General features: G+C 65.0%; 17 protein-coding genes. 6 read left to right on the top strand and 11 right to left on the bottom strand.

Features of this window, described 5'->3' with window-relative positions; genetic code table 11:
* The first annotated feature begins 23 nt into the window (after window positions 1–23).
* Both AC0Z35_RS16945 and lolA read left to right on the top strand, forming a co-directional pair.
* Complete coding sequence (locus AC0Z35_RS16945) at window positions 24–2,408, top strand: DNA translocase FtsK (protein ID WP_120154118.1); 2,385 nt, start codon at window positions 24–26, stop codon at window positions 2,406–2,408.
* Complete coding sequence (gene lolA / locus AC0Z35_RS16940; RefSeq protein WP_046803384.1) at window positions 2,408–3,031, top strand: outer membrane lipoprotein chaperone LolA; 624 nt, start codon at window positions 2,408–2,410, stop codon at window positions 3,029–3,031. Before AC0Z35_RS16945 ends, lolA begins: the two co-directional genes overlap by 1 nt.
* Window positions 3,032–3,076: 45 nt before the next feature.
* On the opposite strand, the gene AC0Z35_RS16935 is transcribed toward lolA, so the two are convergent.
* The 9 genes from AC0Z35_RS16935 to AC0Z35_RS16895 all read right to left on the bottom strand — a co-directional run bounded on the left by AC0Z35_RS16935 (window position 3,077) and on the right by AC0Z35_RS16895 (window position 12,889).
* Window positions 3,077–3,490: a RidA family protein gene (locus AC0Z35_RS16935; RefSeq protein WP_104143630.1), complete on the bottom strand. Its 414-nt coding sequence runs from the start codon at window positions 3,488–3,490 to the stop codon at window positions 3,077–3,079.
* Between the two features lie 50 nt (window positions 3,491–3,540).
* Window positions 3,541–5,022 carry an N-acyl-D-amino-acid deacylase family protein gene (locus AC0Z35_RS16930; RefSeq protein ID WP_046803382.1) on the bottom strand — a complete coding sequence of 494 codons (1,482 nt, stop codon included), beginning with the start codon at window positions 5,020–5,022 and terminating at the stop codon, window positions 3,541–3,543.
* A gap of 14 nt (window positions 5,023–5,036) precedes the next feature.
* Entirely contained in the window at window positions 5,037–5,909 is an 873-nt protein-coding gene (locus AC0Z35_RS16925) for a MurR/RpiR family transcriptional regulator (protein WP_046803381.1), read from the bottom strand.
* A gap of 37 nt (window positions 5,910–5,946) precedes the next feature.
* Window positions 5,947–6,948 (bottom strand): ABC transporter ATP-binding protein, encoded by a 1,002-nt coding sequence (locus AC0Z35_RS16920; protein ID WP_104143633.1) that lies wholly within the window; start codon window positions 6,946–6,948, stop codon window positions 5,947–5,949.
* The gene (locus tag AC0Z35_RS16915) at window positions 6,945–7,952 is read right to left on the bottom strand and encodes an ABC transporter ATP-binding protein (RefSeq protein WP_104143635.1); all 1,008 of its coding nucleotides are present in this window, start codon (window positions 7,950–7,952) and stop codon (window positions 6,945–6,947) included. Before AC0Z35_RS16915 ends, AC0Z35_RS16920 begins: the two co-directional genes overlap by 4 nt.
* 2 nt (window positions 7,953–7,954) lie before the next feature.
* Entirely contained in the window at window positions 7,955–8,830 is an 876-nt protein-coding gene (locus tag AC0Z35_RS16910; RefSeq protein ID WP_046803378.1) for an ABC transporter permease, read from the bottom strand.
* A gap of 1 nt (window position 8,831) precedes the next feature.
* The gene (locus AC0Z35_RS16905) at window positions 8,832–9,773 is read right to left on the bottom strand and encodes an ABC transporter permease (protein ID WP_046803377.1); all 942 of its coding nucleotides are present in this window, start codon (window positions 9,771–9,773) and stop codon (window positions 8,832–8,834) included.
* Window positions 9,774–9,877: 104 nt separating this feature from the next.
* A complete protein-coding gene (locus tag AC0Z35_RS16900; RefSeq protein ID WP_319308182.1) occupies window positions 9,878–11,437 on the bottom strand; it encodes an ABC transporter substrate-binding protein in 1,560 nt (519 codons plus the stop codon).
* A gap of 123 nt (window positions 11,438–11,560) precedes the next feature.
* Window positions 11,561–12,889 (bottom strand): amino acid deaminase, encoded by a 1,329-nt coding sequence (locus AC0Z35_RS16895; RefSeq protein WP_485132258.1) that lies wholly within the window; start codon window positions 12,887–12,889, stop codon window positions 11,561–11,563.
* A 166-nt stretch (window positions 12,890–13,055) separates the two neighbouring features.
* Here AC0Z35_RS16895 and AC0Z35_RS16890 point away from each other — a divergent pair, with 166 nt between their 5' ends.
* The 4 genes from AC0Z35_RS16890 to AC0Z35_RS16875 all read left to right on the top strand — a co-directional run bounded on the left by AC0Z35_RS16890 (window position 13,056) and on the right by AC0Z35_RS16875 (window position 17,187).
* Window positions 13,056–13,847 (top strand): deaminated glutathione amidase, encoded by a 792-nt coding sequence (locus tag AC0Z35_RS16890; RefSeq protein WP_104143638.1) that lies wholly within the window; start codon window positions 13,056–13,058, stop codon window positions 13,845–13,847.
* Between the two features lie 125 nt (window positions 13,848–13,972).
* Entirely contained in the window at window positions 13,973–15,316 is a 1,344-nt protein-coding gene (locus AC0Z35_RS16885) for a replication-associated recombination protein A (RefSeq protein ID WP_046803375.1), read from the top strand.
* A gap of 45 nt (window positions 15,317–15,361) precedes the next feature.
* Window positions 15,362–16,708, top strand: a complete 1,347-nt coding sequence (gene serS / locus AC0Z35_RS16880; protein ID WP_046803374.1) for a serine--tRNA ligase — start codon at window positions 15,362–15,364, stop codon at window positions 16,706–16,708.
* A gap of 230 nt (window positions 16,709–16,938) precedes the next feature.
* Window positions 16,939–17,187 carry a hypothetical protein gene (locus AC0Z35_RS16875; RefSeq protein WP_082134366.1) on the top strand — a complete coding sequence of 83 codons (249 nt, stop codon included), beginning with the start codon at window positions 16,939–16,941 and terminating at the stop codon, window positions 17,185–17,187.
* 215 nt (window positions 17,188–17,402) lie between these two features.
* On the opposite strand, the gene AC0Z35_RS16870 is transcribed toward AC0Z35_RS16875, so the two are convergent.
* On the bottom strand, window positions 17,403–17,747 hold the full coding sequence (locus AC0Z35_RS16870) for a virulence factor (RefSeq protein WP_104143641.1): 345 nt from the start codon (window positions 17,745–17,747) through the stop codon (window positions 17,403–17,405).
* 272 nt (window positions 17,748–18,019) lie between these two features.
* Window positions 18,020–18,517 (bottom strand): ASCH domain-containing protein, encoded by a 498-nt coding sequence (locus AC0Z35_RS16865; RefSeq protein WP_046803373.1) that lies wholly within the window; start codon window positions 18,515–18,517, stop codon window positions 18,020–18,022.
* Between the last annotated feature and the right edge of the window lie 53 nt (window positions 18,518–18,570).

Genomic DNA, 18,570 nt, shown 5'->3' with positions numbered 1-18,570 from the left:
AACGCCCAATTATAATGAGCCGCATGCCGCGTATCTCGACTGCTTCCCCGCGCGCCTCGCGCAACACCCGCAACGGGCCTTCGCCGCTACAAACGCGTATCTCCGCGTTGCTGCGTGAAGCCCGCTGGATCCTATTTGCCGCCCTGGCGGCCTGGCTGACTCTGGTGCTGGCCACCTGGAGCGCGTCCGACCCTGGCTGGTCGCACTCGGTGCCAGGCGACGTGGTGCGCAACCACGGCGGCCGCCTGGGCGCCTACCTGGCCGACATCTTGCTCTACCTGTTCGGTTTTTCCGCCTGGTGGTGGGTAATTCTGCTGCTGCACCGGGTTCGCGCGGGCTACCGGCGCCTGGCCAGCCAGCTTAAGGTAACTAACAGTAAGCAACCGGAAGTGCTGCCGCGCGTCCATTGGGAAGAGGGCATCGGCTTCTTCCTGCTGCTGGTGGGGTCGCTGGGCATGGAAGCCCTGCGCCTGTCCAGCCGGGGCACGCACCTGCCCGGCGCGTCCGAAACGGCCAGCGGCGCCGGCGGCGTCATCGGCCACACGCTGGCCGACTTGATCAGCCGCAGCATCGGTTTTACGGGCAGCACGCTGGCCTTTTTGGTCATGCTGGCCATCGGCCTGAGCCTGTTTTTCTCTTTTTCGTGGTTGGCGGTGGCCGAACGAGTGGGCTCCTGGCTGGAAGGCCTGGTGCGCCGCGTCCGTAATTCCTACGCCGCTCGCGAAGACCGCAAGGTCGGCCAGGTGGCCAAGGCCGTGCGTACCGAGCAAGTCGTGGCCAAGCAGGAAAAACTGGTGCACGAACAGCCGGTGCGGATCGAACCCGCCATTACGGTGGTGCCCAAGTCCGAGCGGGTCGAAAAGGAAAAGCAGCAGTCGCTGTTCTTCGCGCCCGCCGGCGGCGCCGAAGGCGACCTGCCCGCGATCAGCCTGCTGGACCCCCCGCTGACCAACCAGGAAACGGTGTCGGCCGAAACCATCGAATTCACCTCGCGCCTGATCGAAAAGAAGCTGGCCGACTTCGGCGTGTCGGTCACCGTGGTGGCGGCGCAGGCCGGCCCGGTCATTACGCGCTACGAAATCGAGCCCGCCACCGGCGTCAAGGGCAGCCAGATCGTCAACCTGGCCAAGGACCTGGCGCGCGCCTTGAGCCTGGTCAGTATCCGGGTGGTGGAAACCATACCCGGCAAAAACCTGATGGGCCTGGAATTGCCCAACCCGCGCCGCCAGATGGTCCGCCTATCGGAAATCCTGGGGTCGCAGACCTATCACGCCAGCCATTCCGTCGTGACGATGGCGCTGGGCAAGGACATTGCCGGCAACCCGGTCGTGGCCGACCTGGCCAAGATGCCCCACCTGCTGGTGGCGGGTACCACGGGGTCGGGCAAGTCGGTGGGGATCAACGCCATGATCCTGTCCCTGCTGTACAAGGCCGACGCTTCGCACACGCGCCTGATCCTGATTGACCCGAAGATGCTTGAAATGAGCGTCTACGAAGGTATTCCGCATCTGCTGGCGCCGGTTGTCACCGACATGCGCCAGGCCGCCAACGCGCTGAACTGGTGCGTGGGCGAAATGGAAAAGCGCTATCGCCTGATGAGCAAGATGGGCGTGCGCAACCTGGCGGGCTACAACACCAAGATCCGCGACGCCATCAAGCGCGAGGAACCTATCCCGAACCCGTTCTCGCTGACGCCCGACCAGCCCGAGCCGCTGGCGCCGCTGCCCACCATCGTGGTGGTCATCGACGAATTGGCTGACCTGATGATGGTGGTGGGCAAGAAGATAGAAGAACTGATCGCCCGCCTGGCGCAAAAGGCGCGCGCTGCCGGTATCCACCTGATCCTGGCCACGCAGCGCCCCAGCGTGGACGTCATCACCGGCCTGATCAAGGCCAACATCCCGACGCGCATCGCGTTCCAGGTGTCGTCCAAGATCGATTCCCGCACGATTCTTGACCAGATGGGCGCCGAAACCCTGCTGGGCCAGGGCGACATGCTTTACATGCCGCCGGGCACCGGCTTGCCCGTGCGCGTGCACGGCGCGTTCTGCAGCGACGATGAAGTGCACCGCGTGGTGGAAAGCCTGAAGGCACAAGGCGAGCCCAACTACATCGAAGGCCTGCTGGAAGGCGGCGTCGAGGGCGATAACGGCGAAGGCGCCAGCAGCGTCACCGGCATCGGTGGCGACGCGGAATCCGACCCGATGTACGACCAGGCCTGCGAAGTGGTGCTCAAGCATCGCCGCGCGTCGATTTCGCTGGTGCAGCGCCACCTGCGTATCGGTTACAACCGCGCGGCCCGGTTACTGGAGCAGATGGAGCAATCGGGTATGGTGTCGGCGATGCAGTCCAATGGCAATCGCGAGATCCTGGTCCCCGCCGCTGCCGCCGCCCGAGAGGAAGCCTGATGAAGACGTTTCACCGCCTGGCCGTTGTCGCCGCCCTGAGCCTGGCGCCCGCGCTGACGTTCGCCGCCAGCGCGCAAGAGCAGTTGAAGTCGTTCGTGGCCACGGTCACCTCGGCCACCGGTTCGTTCTCGCAATACACCGTGAACAACCAGGGCCGCACGCAGCCAGCCCAGACCGGCGTGTTTTCATTCCAGCGCCCGGGCAAGTTCAAGTGGGCGGTGCAAAAGCCCTATGAGCAGCTGGTGGTGTCCGACGGGCGCGTGCTGTTCCAATTTGACCCCGACCTGGCGCAGGTTACCGAACGCAAGGTGGACGCCGCCATCGGCACGTCGCCGGCCGCGATCCTGTTCGGATCGGGTTCGCTGGAACAGTCGTTTGATGTGTCGGCCTTGCCGTCCAAGGACGGCGTGGACTGGCTGCGCGCCAAGCCGCGCACGGCGGATGCGGGCTTTTCGCGCGTGGACATCGGCATGAAAGACAACCTGCCCGTGCGGGTCGAGCTGCTGGATTCGTTTGGCCAGACGACGCGCGTGGACCTGTCGTCCATTGCCGCCAACCCCAGCCTGCCCGCCAAGGAATTCCAGTTCACCGCGCCCAAGGGCGTGGACATCGTCAAGATGTAAGGCCGCGCCGCGCGCCGGCAGGCGCGTGGCCGGCGGTTCACCGCATCAAGGGCGCTTGTACGCCACGCAATCGATTTCCACCTTGGCGTCCACCATCAGGCTGGACTGCACGCAGGCGCGGGCGGGCGGATTTTCGCCGAAGTATTCCTTGAACACCTTGTTGAACGACGGGAAATCGCGCGCGTCGTCCAGCCATACGCCGCAGCGCACGACGTGTTCCGGGCCGTAGCCCGCTTCCTTCAAGATGGCCAGCAATTGCTGGATGGCCTTGTGGCATTGCGCCACCGTGCCGCCCTCAATCACTTCCCCGTTTTCCATCGGCACCTGGCCGGATACGTGCAGCCAGCCGTCGGCGGCGACCGCGCGCGCGAACGGCATGTGCGAACCGCCCTGGCCGGTGCCGCCACCGACGCCGTAGCGGGTGATGCCGTTTTGATCGGGGGTGGGAGTGTTGCTCATGGAGGTGCTCCTTAATTCGTAGTGGGCAAGAATGATTCGGGCAAGGAAATTCAGGCCAAGGCCGAATAGGGCGAGGCCGCCGCGAAGCTGGCGCGCAAATCGCCATTGCGGGGCAGCCAGCGGCCCGCGCGTTCGCCGGTGGCCTGGCCGTGCCGGTAGGACAGCGCGCCGTTGACCCACACGGCCTCGATGCCGGCGGCCGTTTGCACCGGCTCGGCGAAGGTGGCGCGGTCGATGACGGTATCAGGATTGAACAGCACCAAGTCGGCGTGATAGCCCTCGCGCACCAGGCCGCGATCAGCCAGGCCGAAGCGGGCGGCGGAAAGACCGGTCATCTTGTGTACGGCCTGGATCAGCGGCAGCAAGCCCACGTCGCGGCTGTAGTGACCCAGCACGCGCGGAAACGCGCCCCACAGGCGCGGGTGCGGCATCGGGTCATTGGGCAAGCCGTCGGACCCCACCATCGTCAATGGATGCGACAGCACGCGGCGCACGTCGTCCTCGTGCATGTTGTGATACACGGCGCCGGCCGGTTGCAGGCGGCGCGCGGCGTCCAGCAAGGACACGCCCCAGTCCGCCGCCACGTCGGCCAGCTTGCGCCGCGCCTGCTCGGGATGCGGCACCGACCACGTGATGTCGATATCGAATTCGTCGGTCACCTGCTTCAAATCCAGCGTGGACGAGCTGGCCGAATACGGGTAGCAATCGCAGCCCACATGCTGCATGCGGCCTGCGTTTTCCAACGCGAACAGCACTTCCTTCGTGCGGCCCCAATTGCCCGCGCCCGCGCATTTCAGGTGCGACACCACCACCGGCACGCGCGCGTGCCCGGCAATGTCGAAAGCTTCCTGCATGGCATCCAGAATGGCGGCGAACTCGGAACGCAGGTGCGTGGTGTACAGCGCGCCGAATTCATCCAGGGCTTCTGCCAGCAGTTTGACTTCAGCGGTGTCGGCTTCAATGGCGGACGCATAGGCCAGGCCGGTGCTCAGGCCGATGGCGCCGTGCGCCAGCGCATCGCGCAGCTGTTCGCGCATGGCCAGCACTTCGTCGCGCGTGGCGACGCGGTCCAGGCGGTCCATGTGGTTGCTGCGCAGGGCGGTATGGCCGACCAGCGCGGCCACGTTCACGGCCGGACGCGCCGCTTCGATGGCGCGCGTGTAGTCGCTGAACGAGGGGTAGTTGAAGTCTTCACGGCCACCCAGCAGGTTCATCGGATCCGGCGGGTCGGCGCGCAGCGACACGGGCGAGGCGCTGATGCCGCAGTTGCCCACCACCACGGTGGTCACGCCCTGCGACAGCTTGGGCAGCATGCCCGGAGTGCGGATCACGTTGGTGTCGTCGTGCGTGTGCACGTCGATGAAGCCGGGCGCCAGCGCCAGGTCGGTGCCATCGATGATCTGGCGTGCCTGCGCGCCCGGCAAGGCGCCGATGGCTGCGATGCGGCCGTCGGCCAGCGCAACGCTGGCGCGGTACTCGGGGCCGCCGGTGCCGTCCAGGATACGGACGTTGCCGATAAGGGTGTCGTACATCTTGGGTTCCAGGTTCAATCGCCCAGCGGCAAGCGGTTGGGGCCACCACGGTGTTCGTCCAGCGCCAGCTTGATGCGGCGCAGGCGTTCGCGGTTTTCCTCTTGGTTCAGCATGGCCAGTTCGGTGGACAGCAAGTCGATGGCCAGCATCATCGCGTAGCGCGATGCCGAGGGTTTGTAGATGAAGTCGGTTTCGTCCGTGCGGATGGGCAGCACCACATCGGCCAGCTTGGCCAGTTCGGACGTGGCGTCGGTGATGGCGACGATGCGGGCGCGATACTGCTTCACAATGCGGGCCGCGCCAAGGATTTCCGGCGTCAGGCCCGACGCCGACAACACCAGCACGGCGTCGTGCTCGGTAAGCGTGGCGGCCACCATGCGCAGCAGCACGGCATCGCTGTACACCGCGATGGGGTAGCCCAGCCGCACCAGCCGCGACTGCACTTCCTGCGCCAGCACGGCCGAGGCGCCGCCCATGCCGAACACGTAGATCATCCGCGCGCCGTCCACGATGGATGCCGCCTGTTCGAATAGCGGTTCGGTGAACGTGGGCAGATGCGCGCGCAAGGTGCTTTCGATGTCGGCGTAGATGCGTGCGTAAAAGGTGCTTTCCTCGGCCGGCGCGCTGGGGTCCAGAAAGCGGCTGCCCACCGTGCTGGCCTGCGCCAGTTTCATTTTCAGGTCGCGCGTGTCGTCGCAGCCCACGGTGCGCGCAAAGCGCGAAATCGTGGCGATGCTGACCCCGGCCTTGGTGGCCAGCTGGTCGACGGTGGCGCTGGCGCCCCAGATGATGTCGTCAAGAATGGCGTCGGCCACCTTGCGTTCGGTCACGCTCAATGCGTCCCGCCGACTGCGTATCTGGAAGACGATGTCGCGGATGATGTCCATGTGGGGTTTCCTGGGTCTGATCGGGTCGTGCAATGCGCTAGGCCGCCAGCTCGGGGGCGTCCAGGCGCGAACAGGCCACGAAGTGGCCCGCGCCCACCTGGACGGCTTGCGCCTCGATGGTGGCGCAGGCGTCGATCGCGTGGGGGCAGCGCGTGCGGAACACGCAGCCGGACGGCGGATTGACCGGGCTGGGGATATCGCCCTTGAGCAGAATACGCGATCGCGGGGCGCGCGGATCCGGCACGGGCGCGGCCGACAGCAGTGCGCGAGTATAGGGGTGGCGCGGCCGTGCATAGACCTCGCTGGTCGGCCCGCGTTCCATCACGCGGCCCAGATACATGACGACGACTTCATCGCACAGGTAATCCACCACTGCCAGGTCGTGCGCCACGAACAGCATGGTCAGGCCCAGATCGCGTTGCAGGTCTTGCAGCAGGTTAAGCACCTGCGCCTGCACGGATACGTCCAGCGCCGACACCGGCTCGTCCGCCACGATGAAATCGGGTTCAACGGCCAGCGCGCGTGCGATGCCGATGCGCTGGCGCTGGCCGCCCGAGAATTCGTGCGGGTAGCGGCGGCTGTGGTCCGCGTTCAGGCCCACGCGTTCCAGCAGTTCGCCGATGCGCGCGGCGCGGCGATGTTGCGCCAGCTTGTGCGTGTCCAGCGCTTCACCCAGGATCTCGGCCACCGTCATGCGGGGGTTGAGGCTGGCATACGGGTCCTGGAACACAATCTGCATGCGGCGGCGCCACGGCAGCATCTGCTTTTCGTTCAGATGCGTGATGTCGGTGCCGTCAAACAGCAGGCGGCCGGCGGTGGGCTTGAACAGGCGCAGCAACGCGCGGCCCGTCGTGGTCTTGCCCGAGCCTGATTCGCCGACCAGGCCGACGATGGTGTTGCGCGGCACATCGAAGCTGACGCCATCCACGGCACGCACGACCGGCGCGTTACGGGCTTGCGACGTGGGAAAATGGACCTTCAGGTCTTCAATGCGGACCAGCGGGTCTTGGGCCCGCACGGTGGCTTGGGGGCTAGTCATATCGGATTCACCTTGATGCAGCGCGCGCGGTGTTCCGCTTGCACCGCAACCAGTTCGGGCACGGCGGCGCGGCAATCGTCCGCCGCCAGTTCGCAGCGCGGGGCGAAGGTGCAGCCGGCGGGCAGCGACAGCACGCTGGGTACGTTGCCGGGAATGGCGCGCAGCCGTTCGCCCGAAGCCAATAGCGCGGCCGTGGGCAGGCAGGACAAGAGGCCGCGGGTGTACGGGTGCGTGGGTTTTTCGAACAGGTCGTAGACACCCGCGTCTTCCACCACGCGGCCGGCGTACATGACGGCGACGCGGTGCGCGATTTCCGCCACCACGCCCAGGTTGTGCGTGATGAACAGGATGCTCATGTTCATTTCTTTTTGCAGCCGGCGCAGCAGGTCCAGAATCTGCGCCTGCACGGTCACGTCCAACGCGGTGGTGGGCTCGTCGGCGATCAGTACCGCCGGGTTGCAGGCCAGCGCCAGGGCGATCATCACGCGTTGTCGCATGCCGCCCGACATCTGGTGCGGATATTCGTTGACGCGCCGGTCGGCGGCCGGGATCTCGACGCGTTCCAGCATTTCGCGGGCGCGGCGGATGGCCGACGCGTACGAGCCGCCTTCGTGCTGCAACACGGCTTCGGCGATCTGGTCGCCCACCGTGTACAGCGGGTTCAGGCTGGTCATGGGTTCCTGGAAGATCATGGCGATTTCGGCGCCGCGTATCTTCTGCAGGGTGGCGGACGAAGCGCGTGCCAGGTCATGCTGCACGCCCTGGCGGTCGCGAAACAGGATCTTGCCCGCTTCGATGCGGCCCGCCGGTTTGGGCAACAGCCCCATGATGGACAGGCTGGTCACGGATTTTCCGGAACCGGATTCGCCTACGATGGCCAGCGTTTCACCGCGCGCCAGATCAAAGGTGACGCCGTCCACGGACTTGGCGATGCCGTCGCGGCTGTGGAACCAGGTCTTGAGCCCTTCCACGGACAGCACGACGTCTCGGTTGCTTGACGTCATGATTACAGCTCCTTGCGCAGGCGCGGGTCGAGTACGTCGCGCAGCCCGTCGCCCACCAATTGCAGCGACAGCACGGACAGCACGATGGCGATGCCGGGGAAAATCATGATCCAGTCCGCCGATCCCATGTATTGCTGGCCGGCGTTGATCATGGTGCCCCAGGTGGGGATGTCGGGCGAAACGCCCACGCCCAGGAACGACAGGCCGGCTTCGGCCAGAATCGCGTAGGCGAAGATGAACGTGCCTTGCACCAGGATGGGCGACACCAGGTTGCGCAGCACGTGCACGGTGACGATGCGCCACGTGGGCACGCCCAGCGCGCGGGCGGCTTCCACGAACGGCAATTCACGGATCACCAGCGTGGAGGCGCGCACGATGCGGGCCAGGCGGGGCGTGTAGACGATGCCCAGCGCAATCACTACGTTGATCAGCGAGGGGCCCAGCGCGGCCACCAGCGAAATGGCCAGCAGGATGTCGGGAAACGCCATCATGGCGTCGATCAGCCGCGAGACAAACTTGTCGGCCGAGCGGAAGAAACCGGCGATCAGCCCCAGCGCGATGCCCAGCACGCTGGACACGATCACGACCGAAAAGCCCACCATCAGCGACAGGCGGCCGCCGTAGATGACGCGGCTGAAGACGTCGCGGCCAAAGTCGTCGGTGCCGAACCAGTGCGCGGCGCCCGGCGCCTTCAGCCGGTTCATGATGGACAGCTTGAAGGGATCGTAGGGGCTGACCCACGGCGCCAGCAGCGCGGCGGCCACCAGCACGATGATGACGATCAGACTCAGCAGCACGGTCTTGCGCGACACCAGCAGGCGCAGCACCTGCCAGCGGTCGGCGCCGCCGGCGGATTGGGGGGAAGTTGCAATAGCCATATCAGTAGCGCACCCGGGGGTCGACCAGCAGGTAGAGCAGATCGATGATCAGGTTGATCAGGACGTAGATGGCCGCGATGATCAGCAGCGCGCCCTGGATGACGGGGTAGTCGCGGCGCAGCACCGCCGACACCACCAGACTGCCCACGCCGGGCAGGCCGAACACGGTCTCGGTCACGACCGCGCCGCTGATCAAGAGCGCGGTGGTCAGGCCCAGCACGGTCAGGATGGGAATCAGCGCGTTGCGCACGGCGTGCTTCAGGATGACCTTGCTTTCCGGCAGGCCCTTGGCACGCGCGGTGCGCACGTAATCGTCGCGCAGTACGTCCAGCATGCTGGCGCGGATAAAGCGGGTGATCAGCGCCGAGTTGACCAGGCCCAGCACCACGGCGGGCAGGATCAGGTGCGACAGGCGAGTGGCCAGCGAGGCGTCCGGGCCGCCATAGCCCGACACCGGCAGCCAGCCCAGCTTCACCGAGAAAATCTGCATCAGCAGCAGGCCCAGCCAGAAGCTGGGCACGCTGGAGGTAAACATCGAGAACGACAGCACCGACTGGTCCAGCGTGGTGCCGCGCTTGACCGCCGACAGGATGCCGACCGGCAGGGCGATGGCGCTGGCAATCAGCAGCGACATCAACGTCAGCAAAATAGTGGGCTCGGCACGGTCAGCCAGCGCCGACAGCACGGGCTTGTTCATGAAGATGGACTGGCCCAGGTCGCCTTGCACCAGCTTGCCCAGCCACGATACGTATTGCAGCGCCATGGGCTGGTCCAGCCCCAGTTGCGCGCGCAGCGCGGCGATGTCCTGCTGGCTGGCCTGTGGCCCAAGCATCACGGCCGCCGGATCGCCGGGTGTGACACGAATGATGACGAACACGATGGTCGCGACGATAAACATCACGGCCACCAGCCCGACCAGCCGGTTCAAAAGATAACGCAACACGATAGAGTCCTAGAAAAGCGGCAATCAGTGCACGCGGAGCGAAAGACGGCTTGGGGCGCGGCAGGCGGCGGGATCATGCACCGCCTGGCCGCGCGTTTCCCTACTTACTTGGCGCTTTTCCAGGCGTTCCAGAAGTACGGCCACGGAGCGGGCTGCGTGCCTTGCAACGACGGCGAGCGCGCGGCCTGGGCGTTGAAGTCGCCCACCTTCACGAAGGGGATTTCGTCATACACGGCCTGCTGCACGTCGGCCCAGCGCTTGATGCGTTCTTCCTGCGTGCGCGCCTGGTTGAAGGCGTCCATCACCTGCGCGCGGCGCGGCGTGTCCCACCAGCCGGGGGCGTCCTTGGACGGGAAATCGATCAGCGCGGGTTCGGGCAGGAACACGCTGTGGGTAATGAAGATGTCCCACACGGCGGGGTCCTGGCGGCGCTGCGTCAGCGTGGCCCAGTCCACCACCTGCATGTCCACCGTGAAGCCGGCGGCCTTCAGGTATTCCGCGGCCACCAGCGCCATCTTGTAATGGAATTCGTACTGCTGGCTGGTCAGGATGCGGATCTTCTTGTCGGCCACGTTGGCGCCGTCAAGCAGCTTCTTGGCGGCGGCGGCATCGCCCTTGTTGTAGACCTTGCCGCCCAGCGACGTGGCCCACGGGTAGCCTTCCGGATACAGGTCGCCGTTCAGCTTGTAGAAGTCCTTGTTGCCGAAGGCGGCGAACAGCATGTCTTCTTCATTCAGCGCCAGCTGCACGGCCTGGCGCACCGCCAGGTTGGACATGATGCCTTGCTTGGTGTTGAGCACCAGGCGCGGCCAGCCGAAAGGCTTGAGCATCACCGGGTCGGAACGGCCACCCTTGAGCTTGGCCAGCGCTTCCACCGGCAGCGAGTCGACGTAGTCGAACTGGCCGGCGGCGGCGGCTTCGGAACGCGTGTTGGCGTTGCTGACCGGCACAAAGCGGATTTCGTCCAGGTACTGCTTGCGCGCGCCGCCGTAGCCGTCGGGCTCGCCGTCGCGTTGCTTGTAGCCGTCAAAGCGCACCAACTGGATGTACTGGTCGGGCACGCGGGCCTTCAACTGGTACGGACCCGTGCCGACGATTTCGGTCAGCACCGGCGCAATCTTGCCCTTGGGCATGATGACGGCGGCGGCGTTGTTCATGGCCAGCAGCGCGGTCAGCGGCGCGTAGGGCTGCTTGAGCGTGATGCGGATGGTGTTGGCGTCGGGCGCCTCGATGCTGCTGATGACCTTGGCCGCGCCCTTGCCGCGCGTGGCGGTTTCGGTCCAGCGCTTCAAGGACGCCAGCACGTCGGAGGAGTCCATCTTCGAGCCGTCATGGAACGTGATGCCCTGGCGCAGCGCAATCGTGTAGACCAGGCCGTCGGGCGTGACGTCGGGCATCTTCTCCGCCAACAGCGGGGTCAGGTTCCACTTGGCGTCGAAGGTGTAGAGCGTTTCGAAGAAATGCTGCGTCAGGATGCCGACCAGATCGGCCGTGCTGGTCATCGGGTCCAGCGTGGGCGGTTCACCGATGGTGGCGACGGAAATCGTGCCCCCCTTGACCGGCGTGGCACTCAGGGCGGGGGAGGTCATTGCGGTCAAGCCAATTGCGCCGGCCGCGAGCAGGCTGGTCAGCCCACTGCCTCGCCGGGAGGGTCGGAAGTTCATGATTCTCTCTCCAGAGGGTCAAAAACAAACAGGTTGTCGCGTGTGATCGGATTCGCGCCGGGATCCCGGTCGTCGTGCAGCAGCCCCCTTGGGCCAGGCGCGTTGCGGCGGGCTAGGGGGCGTTCAGAAGAAGGTTTCGGCTACGTCGGTGACGCGGTACTGCTCGTCCACCAACAACACCTGGCGCCATTTGTCGAACGTCAGGCAGGGGTGGGAAATGTCGAAGGCGATCATGTCGCCGACCTGGATGTCGTCGCCGTCGGCGATCTGCATGAAGGCATGCTGGTCCATCATGGCGGTCAGCTTCCACGCCCGGGGCGCGGCGCTGGGGGCGTTTTGGCCCGGCGTGGCGCGGCCCGGCCTGACGCGGCCCGGCCTGGCGCGGCCCGGCCTGACGCGGCCCGGCCGATAATGCAGCGCGGGCGTGGGCAGGCCGGCGTCGAAAGCGGCATCGCGCTTGCCCAGCGCAATGATGGCGCGGCCCGGTTCGGGCAGCGACTGCACATAGGCCCAGACTTGCAAGGCGGGCAGCAGGCCCGGTTCCATTTTTTGCGCCACGGGGTTGTGGGCGTTGATGCGTTCAGCGGCGGACCGGTAGACGCCCACGTCGTGCGACAGATAGCAGCCGGGGCGCAGGATCACTTCCAGCGGCGCGCCGATATCCAGCTGCGAGAATTCTTCGGCCACCACATCGAACCAGGCCGAGCCCGCGCCGGAAATAATGGCGGGGCCGTTCTTGCGCAGGTGACCGGCCGTGGCCAGTCCGCGCAGCGCGTCGGTGGCGCGGCGCAGGAACGCGCGGATCGCGCCTTCTTCCTGCAACACGCCTTCATAGACTTCAATGCCCGCCAGCGCCAGGCTGGGCCAACGGCCGATTTCGTCGATCACCGCTTGCAACTGCGCATCATCGCGCACGCCGGTGCGTCCGCCCGTGGGGCCAAGTTCGATCAGCACGGGCAAAGTCAGGCTCTGTTCGGCAAAAAACTGGCCTAGCTGGGCGGCGTTGGCGGGGGAATCGACGATGCAGAAGTAGGTGAACGCCGGATCTTGCAACAGGCGCGCGATGATGGCCATGTTGGCGCGGCCCACCAACTGGTTGGCCATCAGCACGCGGCGGATGCCGTGCTGGTACGCGGCCAGCACCTGCGGCGCGGTCGCCAGCGTGATGCCCCATGCGCCGTTGTCGATCTGGCGCTTGAACAGCGCCGGGCTCATGGTGGTCTTGCCGTGGGGCGCCAGCTTGACGTGGTACGCCTCCATGAACTGCTGCATCCATTGCAGGTTGTGGCGCACGCGTGCTTCGTACAACACGGCCACGGGCAGGCTGACGTCTTCGTCCAGCAGGTTCCAGTTCAGGGCGGCCACACCGGCCGTCGTACAGCACTCGGGGAACGCGCCCAGGCCTTTGCCGTTCACATCCAACAGGGCTGCGGGGGAAGAGGAATGGATCATGGCGGCGCGCTCGTTATGGAAAATATTTACGTGGAAATGCTTTTTTTTCATTATCGTGAAAGAAATTTACAAAGGCAGCTAGGACTTACCCGTACGGTGCGGCCCGGCCGAGTTGGCGCGACAATAGGAAATTCGCGAAAAAAACGCGCTCCATGAAGGAATAGCCATGTTGAAAGTTGCCTTGGGCCAGTTCGCCGTCAGCCGTGTCTGGGAAGAGAACGCGCAGGTCTGCATCGACCTGATGGAGCGGGCCAGCGCGGGCGGCGCCGGTCTGCTGGTCTTGCCCGAAGGCATCCTGGCGCGCGACATCACCGACCCGCAAATCGTGCTGAAAGCCGCGCAGCCGCTGGATGGCCCGTTCATGACGCGCCTGCTGGAGGCCAGCCGGGGCTCGTCGCTGGCGACCATGATGTGCGTGCACGTGCCGACCGGCGAAGGCCGGGTCTGGAACACGCTGGTCACGGTGCAAGACGGGCGCATCGTGTCGCAATACCGCAAGCTGCATCTGTACGACGCCTTCACGATGAAGGAATCCACCAACGTCACGCCGGGCACCGAGATCCCCCCGTTGCTGGACATCGCCGGCCTGCGCGTCGGCCTGATGACCTGCTATGACGTGCGCTTTCCCGAACTGGCGCGCCGCTTGGCGCTGGACGGCGCCGACTTGCTGGTGTTGCCCGCCGCCTGGGTGCGCGGGCCGCTCAAGGAAATGCACTGGGAGGTGCTGGTCACGGCCCGTGCGCTGGAGAACACCTGCTACGTGGCGGCCACGGGCGAATGCGGCGAACGCAATATTGGGTGCAGCATGGTGGTGGACCCGCTGGGCGTGGTGACGGCGCGCGCGGGCGAAGCCCCGGCGCTGGTGTTTGCCGACATCGACCCCGAGCGCCTGGCGCATGCCCGCAAGGTGCTGCCGGTGCTGGCCAACCGCCGCTTCGGCCCGCCCGAACTGGCCTAGGCGCCCCGGGGCCAGACGGTCCAATGTGTGGTCCGGCGTGCGCTCCGGGGGCGCCCGGAAAGGGCGCGGCGGTCATGGTGTAATGCTGACTTGATCTTCTTGCCGTCTTCCCCCATCTGCTGCCAATGAGCAACGATCTCTTCGCGGCCGATCCTGCGCATCGGCCCTATGTGCCCCTGGCCGAGCGCCTGCGCCCGCGCACGTTGTCCGACGTGGTCGGGCAGTCGCACCTGCTGGGGCCCGACAAGCCCCTGCGCGTGGCCTTTGAATCCGGTCGCCCGCATTCCATGATTTTCTGGGGGCCGCCCGGCGTGGGTAAAACCACGCTGGCGCGCCTGATGGCCGACGGTTTCGACGCGCAATTCATCGCCATTTCGGCGGTGCTGGGCGGCGTCAAGGACATCCGCGAAGCGGTCACGGTGGCGCAAGTGGCGCAAGGCCAGGGCCGCCGCACCATCCTGTTTGTTGATGAGGTGCACCGCTTCAACAAGGCCCAGCAGGACGCCTTCTTGCCCTATGTGGAAAGCGGGCTGTTCACCTTCATCGGCGCCACAACGGAAAACCCTTCGTTCGAAGTCAATTCGGCGCTGTTGTCACGCGCCCGGGTGTACGTGCTGCAATCGCTGTCGCCCGAGGAATTGCAGCAGCTGGTCGACCGCGCCGTGCACGCCCTGAACGAAGGGCTGGACGACGGCGAGGCCGCCATCCGCATCGAACCCGACGCGCGCGAGCAACTGGCCGCCTGGGCCGACGGCGATGCGCGACGGCTGATCAGCGCGGTGGAAGTGGTGGCGGAATCGGCGCAGTCGGCCGGTCGCGACACGGTGGACGCCGCCTGGCTGGAAATATCCCTGTCGCAAAACCTGCGCCGTTTCGACAAGGGTGGCGACGCGTTCTACGACCAGATCAGCGCCTTGCACAAGTCGGTGCGCGGCTCAAATCCCGATGCCGCGTTGTATTGGTTCTGCCGCATGATCGACGGTGGCGCCGATCCCAAATACCTGTCGCGGCGCCTGGTTCGCATGGCGGTCGAGGACATCGGCCTGGCCGACCCGCGCGCCACCGACCTGGCCGTGAACGGCGCCGACATCTACGAACGCCTGGGCTCGCCCGAGGGTGAGCTGGCGCTGGCGCAAGCCGTGGTCTACATGGCCTGCGCGGCCAAATCCAACGCCGTCTACAACGCCTACAACCAGGCGCGCCAATTCGCGGCGGAACACGGCAGCGCGCCGGTGCCGATCCACCTGCGCAATGCGCCGACCAAGCTGATGAAGCAACTGGGCCATGGCAAGGCCTATCGCTATGCCCACGACGAGCCACACGGCTACGCCGCGGGCGAACAATATTTCCCTGACGGACTCAAGCCTTCCTTCTACCGGCCGACCGATCGCGGCCTGGAGGCTAAAATCCAGCAAAAGTTGGCATTTCTGCGCGAGCTGGACGCGCAGGAACGCGCCAAGAACCGGTAACGGGCTCCGGCCCGCCGCCTTCACCCAACCTCAACCGACATCAACATGCTAGACCCGATACTGCTGCGCAAAGACCTGCAAACCGTCGTCGACCGCCTCAAGAGCCGTGGCGTGTCCTTCGACACGGAACGGTTCAACGACCTGGAATCCCGCCGCAAGGCCGTCCAGACCGAAACCGAGTCCCTGCAAGCCCGCCGCAACGCGCTGGCCAAGCAGATCGGTCAGTTGAAGGCCAAGGGCGAAGACGCCAGCGCCGTCATGGCCGAATCGCAGGCCGTGCCCGTTCGCCTGAAGCAGCTGGAAGAAGAGCTGGCGGCCTTGCAGGCCCCGCTGAACGACCTGCTGATGTCGGTGCCCAACTTGCCGCACGCCAGCGTGCCGCTGGGCGAATCCGCCGACGACAACGTCGAAGTGCGCCGCTGGCTGCCTGGCGCCGCCGGTGCGGACGGCAACCCGCCCGCCCTGGCGTTCGAAGCGCGCGACCACGTCGCCATTGGCGAGCCGCTGGGCCTGGATTTCGACATGGCCGCCAAGCTGTCGGGCGCGCGCTTTTCGTTCATGCGCGGGCCCATTGCCCGCCTGCACCGCGCGTTGTCCCAGTTCATGCTGGACCTGCAAACGGGCACGCACGGCTACACCGAGTGCTATACGCCTTACATCGTCAACGCGTCCACCTTGTACGGCACGGGCCAGCTGCCCAAGTTCAAGGACGACATGTTCGCCGTGTCCAAGGGCGGTGGCGATGACGACCCCAAGGTCGATGCCGCCGGCAACCCCTATGTGCGTGAAGACCAATACCTGATCTCCACGTCGGAAATCACGCTGACCAGCGTCGCGCGCGACACCATCCAGGCCGCCGCCGACCTGCCTTTGAAGCTGACGGCGCACACGCCTTGCTTCCGTTCGGAAGCCGGCAGCGGCGGCCGCGACACGCGCGGCATGATCCGCCAGCATCAGTTCGACAAGGTCGAAATGGTGCAGATCACGCAGCCGGATCAATCGTATGAAGCGCTGGAAGACATGGTCGGCCACGCCGAACGCGTGCTGCAATTGCTGGGCCTGCCGTATCGCGTCATGCTGCTGTGCACGGGCGATATGGGTTTTGGCTCCGCCAAAACCTATGACCTGGAAGTGTGGTTGCCCGCGCAAAATACCTGGCGCGAGATTTCGTCGGTGTCCAATTGCGAAACGTTCCAGGCACGTCGCATGCAGGCCCGTTTCCGCAATGCACAGGGCAAACCGGAATTCGTGCACACGCTTAATGGTTCGGGCCTGGCCGTGGGCCGCGCGCTGGTGGCTGTTCTGGAAAACCATCAACAAGCCGACGGCAGCGTATTGATTCCCGAACCGCTGCAAGCTTATATGGGCGGTTTGACGGTACTGAAACCCTGAAGCGCATTACGTCTATCGGCCATTTGGCGGATAAGAAAACGGAGCCTGGCGGCTCCGTTTTTTTTTATCATAGCGACACATTGCTGTCTTTTTTACTCATTATCATCACAGTGTGAGTGCATGAATTTGATGTGAGCAATTGTGTATTTCTAATATAAGGGCCGGATAGTTGCGGCACAATACACCCGCGTTCTTCACGCTTCATTCACTTATATAACAAGGAGTTGTCCATGACTTCAAGAATGATTGGAGATTTTCGTGTGAGATGCTCTGTCGCTCGCGAAGACGAGCAGGGCTACCGCGTGCAGATATGGACCCGCCGAGTCGGTGGAACCGCGCCGGAAAAATGCTGGACGGTACCCGGACAGGCGCCGTTTTCGGATTTGCACGAAGCAGAGCAGGAAAGCCGTCAGTTGTTCCAAGAAATCAATGGTGTGCGTTTTAACGGTGAGCCGGAGTTTGCCCATGCGTCCGCATAATGGTTGGTGGCGCGCGTCCAGTGCGCCGCGCAGATGGATTGATCTTGTACAGGAATCGCCGCGTTGGGTGGATGGAAAGCCCGCGCCGGTATCGCAAAAATCCGCCTTGGTGGCGGAAAAACCGCTACGAGCCCCCGCGGCTTAATAGGCATCCACCGGGACACCGGACATTGTCCCCACGGAAAAAAGGCCACTCATTTGAGTGGCCTTCGTATTTATCGGCGCCAATCTCCATGGCCCTTGCCATGGCCGTGCCCGTCACGATAATAGCCAGGGCCCGGACCGTAGTAGCGCGGGGGCGGACCGCCGCGCCAGTGGGGGCCGCCACGGTAATACACCGGGGCGGGGTAAACCACCGGGGGCGCCACGTAGACGGGAGGCGGACGGTAGTAAACCGGGGGCGGCGGGGCTACGTAAACGGGAGCGGGGGCAACGTATACCGGCGCGGGATACACCACACCCGGCACGCCGATGGAAATACCCACGTCCACTCGGGCCAAGGCCACGCTGGAGATCAGCAGACCTGCGGCACCCACACCAGCAATAAGCCACTTTTTCATGTTGCACCTGCCTGCTGCACGACACAGCAAAGTTATTTGACGCCCCTATTTTCGGGCTTTTCGGCCGCGTATTCGTAAGCGCCCCAAGCGCAATAGCGACAATCCGCAACCGTCCCCCGTCACAAGGCTCGGATCGTGCTGCGATGCGGGACTAGTGCTGCTGCTCTGGTAGGCCCAGATCTGAAATCGATTGAAATGAAGTGGAATGCGATGAAGTCACCGGAGGTCGTTACACCCGGTCACCATCCGCCGGGGGCGGCGTGGCGACATCGCTACAGCGTTTGGGTGCGCCGGTATTCCACGACCCAGACCCAGGGGTTGGCGGCCCAGGCATGCGAGCCATAGCGCTCACACCACATCAATGCAAACGCTGTTTGAAGAGGAACGCCGGGCAATAACGCCGACGCTTGGTAAATCGCTTCGGTGCCTTCGGCCCGGGCGTCGGCTTCGGTCAGGGTTTGCAGCCGTTGAATGCGCACGCCCACCACTAATGCGTGCGCAAACGGGTTGCCGGCTTCGTCGCTCAAGACGATGCTTTCACCGGATTTTCCAAAGGGGCATCTGACCCAGCTGGAAGTGCGGCGTAATTCGGTGGGATTATCGCGATCAGGGCCCATTGCAACCCAGCGCCCGGCGTCGGCCGCGTCCGCGTACCAAGCCGTTGTGAGCTTGGTGGGCTGCGGTTTCAGGATGCGTCGGCTCTGCACTTTCGTGCCCGCCAGAACGGCTTGCTTGTGCGGCTCGCTGAATTGAAGTGACTGCCTTTTCATGCGCTCGCTGTTCTCCTATCTACCAACGTCCGCGGATTCCAAGTGCCGCAGCG

This window comes from Achromobacter sp. 1L-A-4-B-C2, assembly GCF_057291955.1.
Note: the sequence above shows the minus strand (reverse complement) of the source record. Positions and strands in the feature narration are given on the sequence as shown.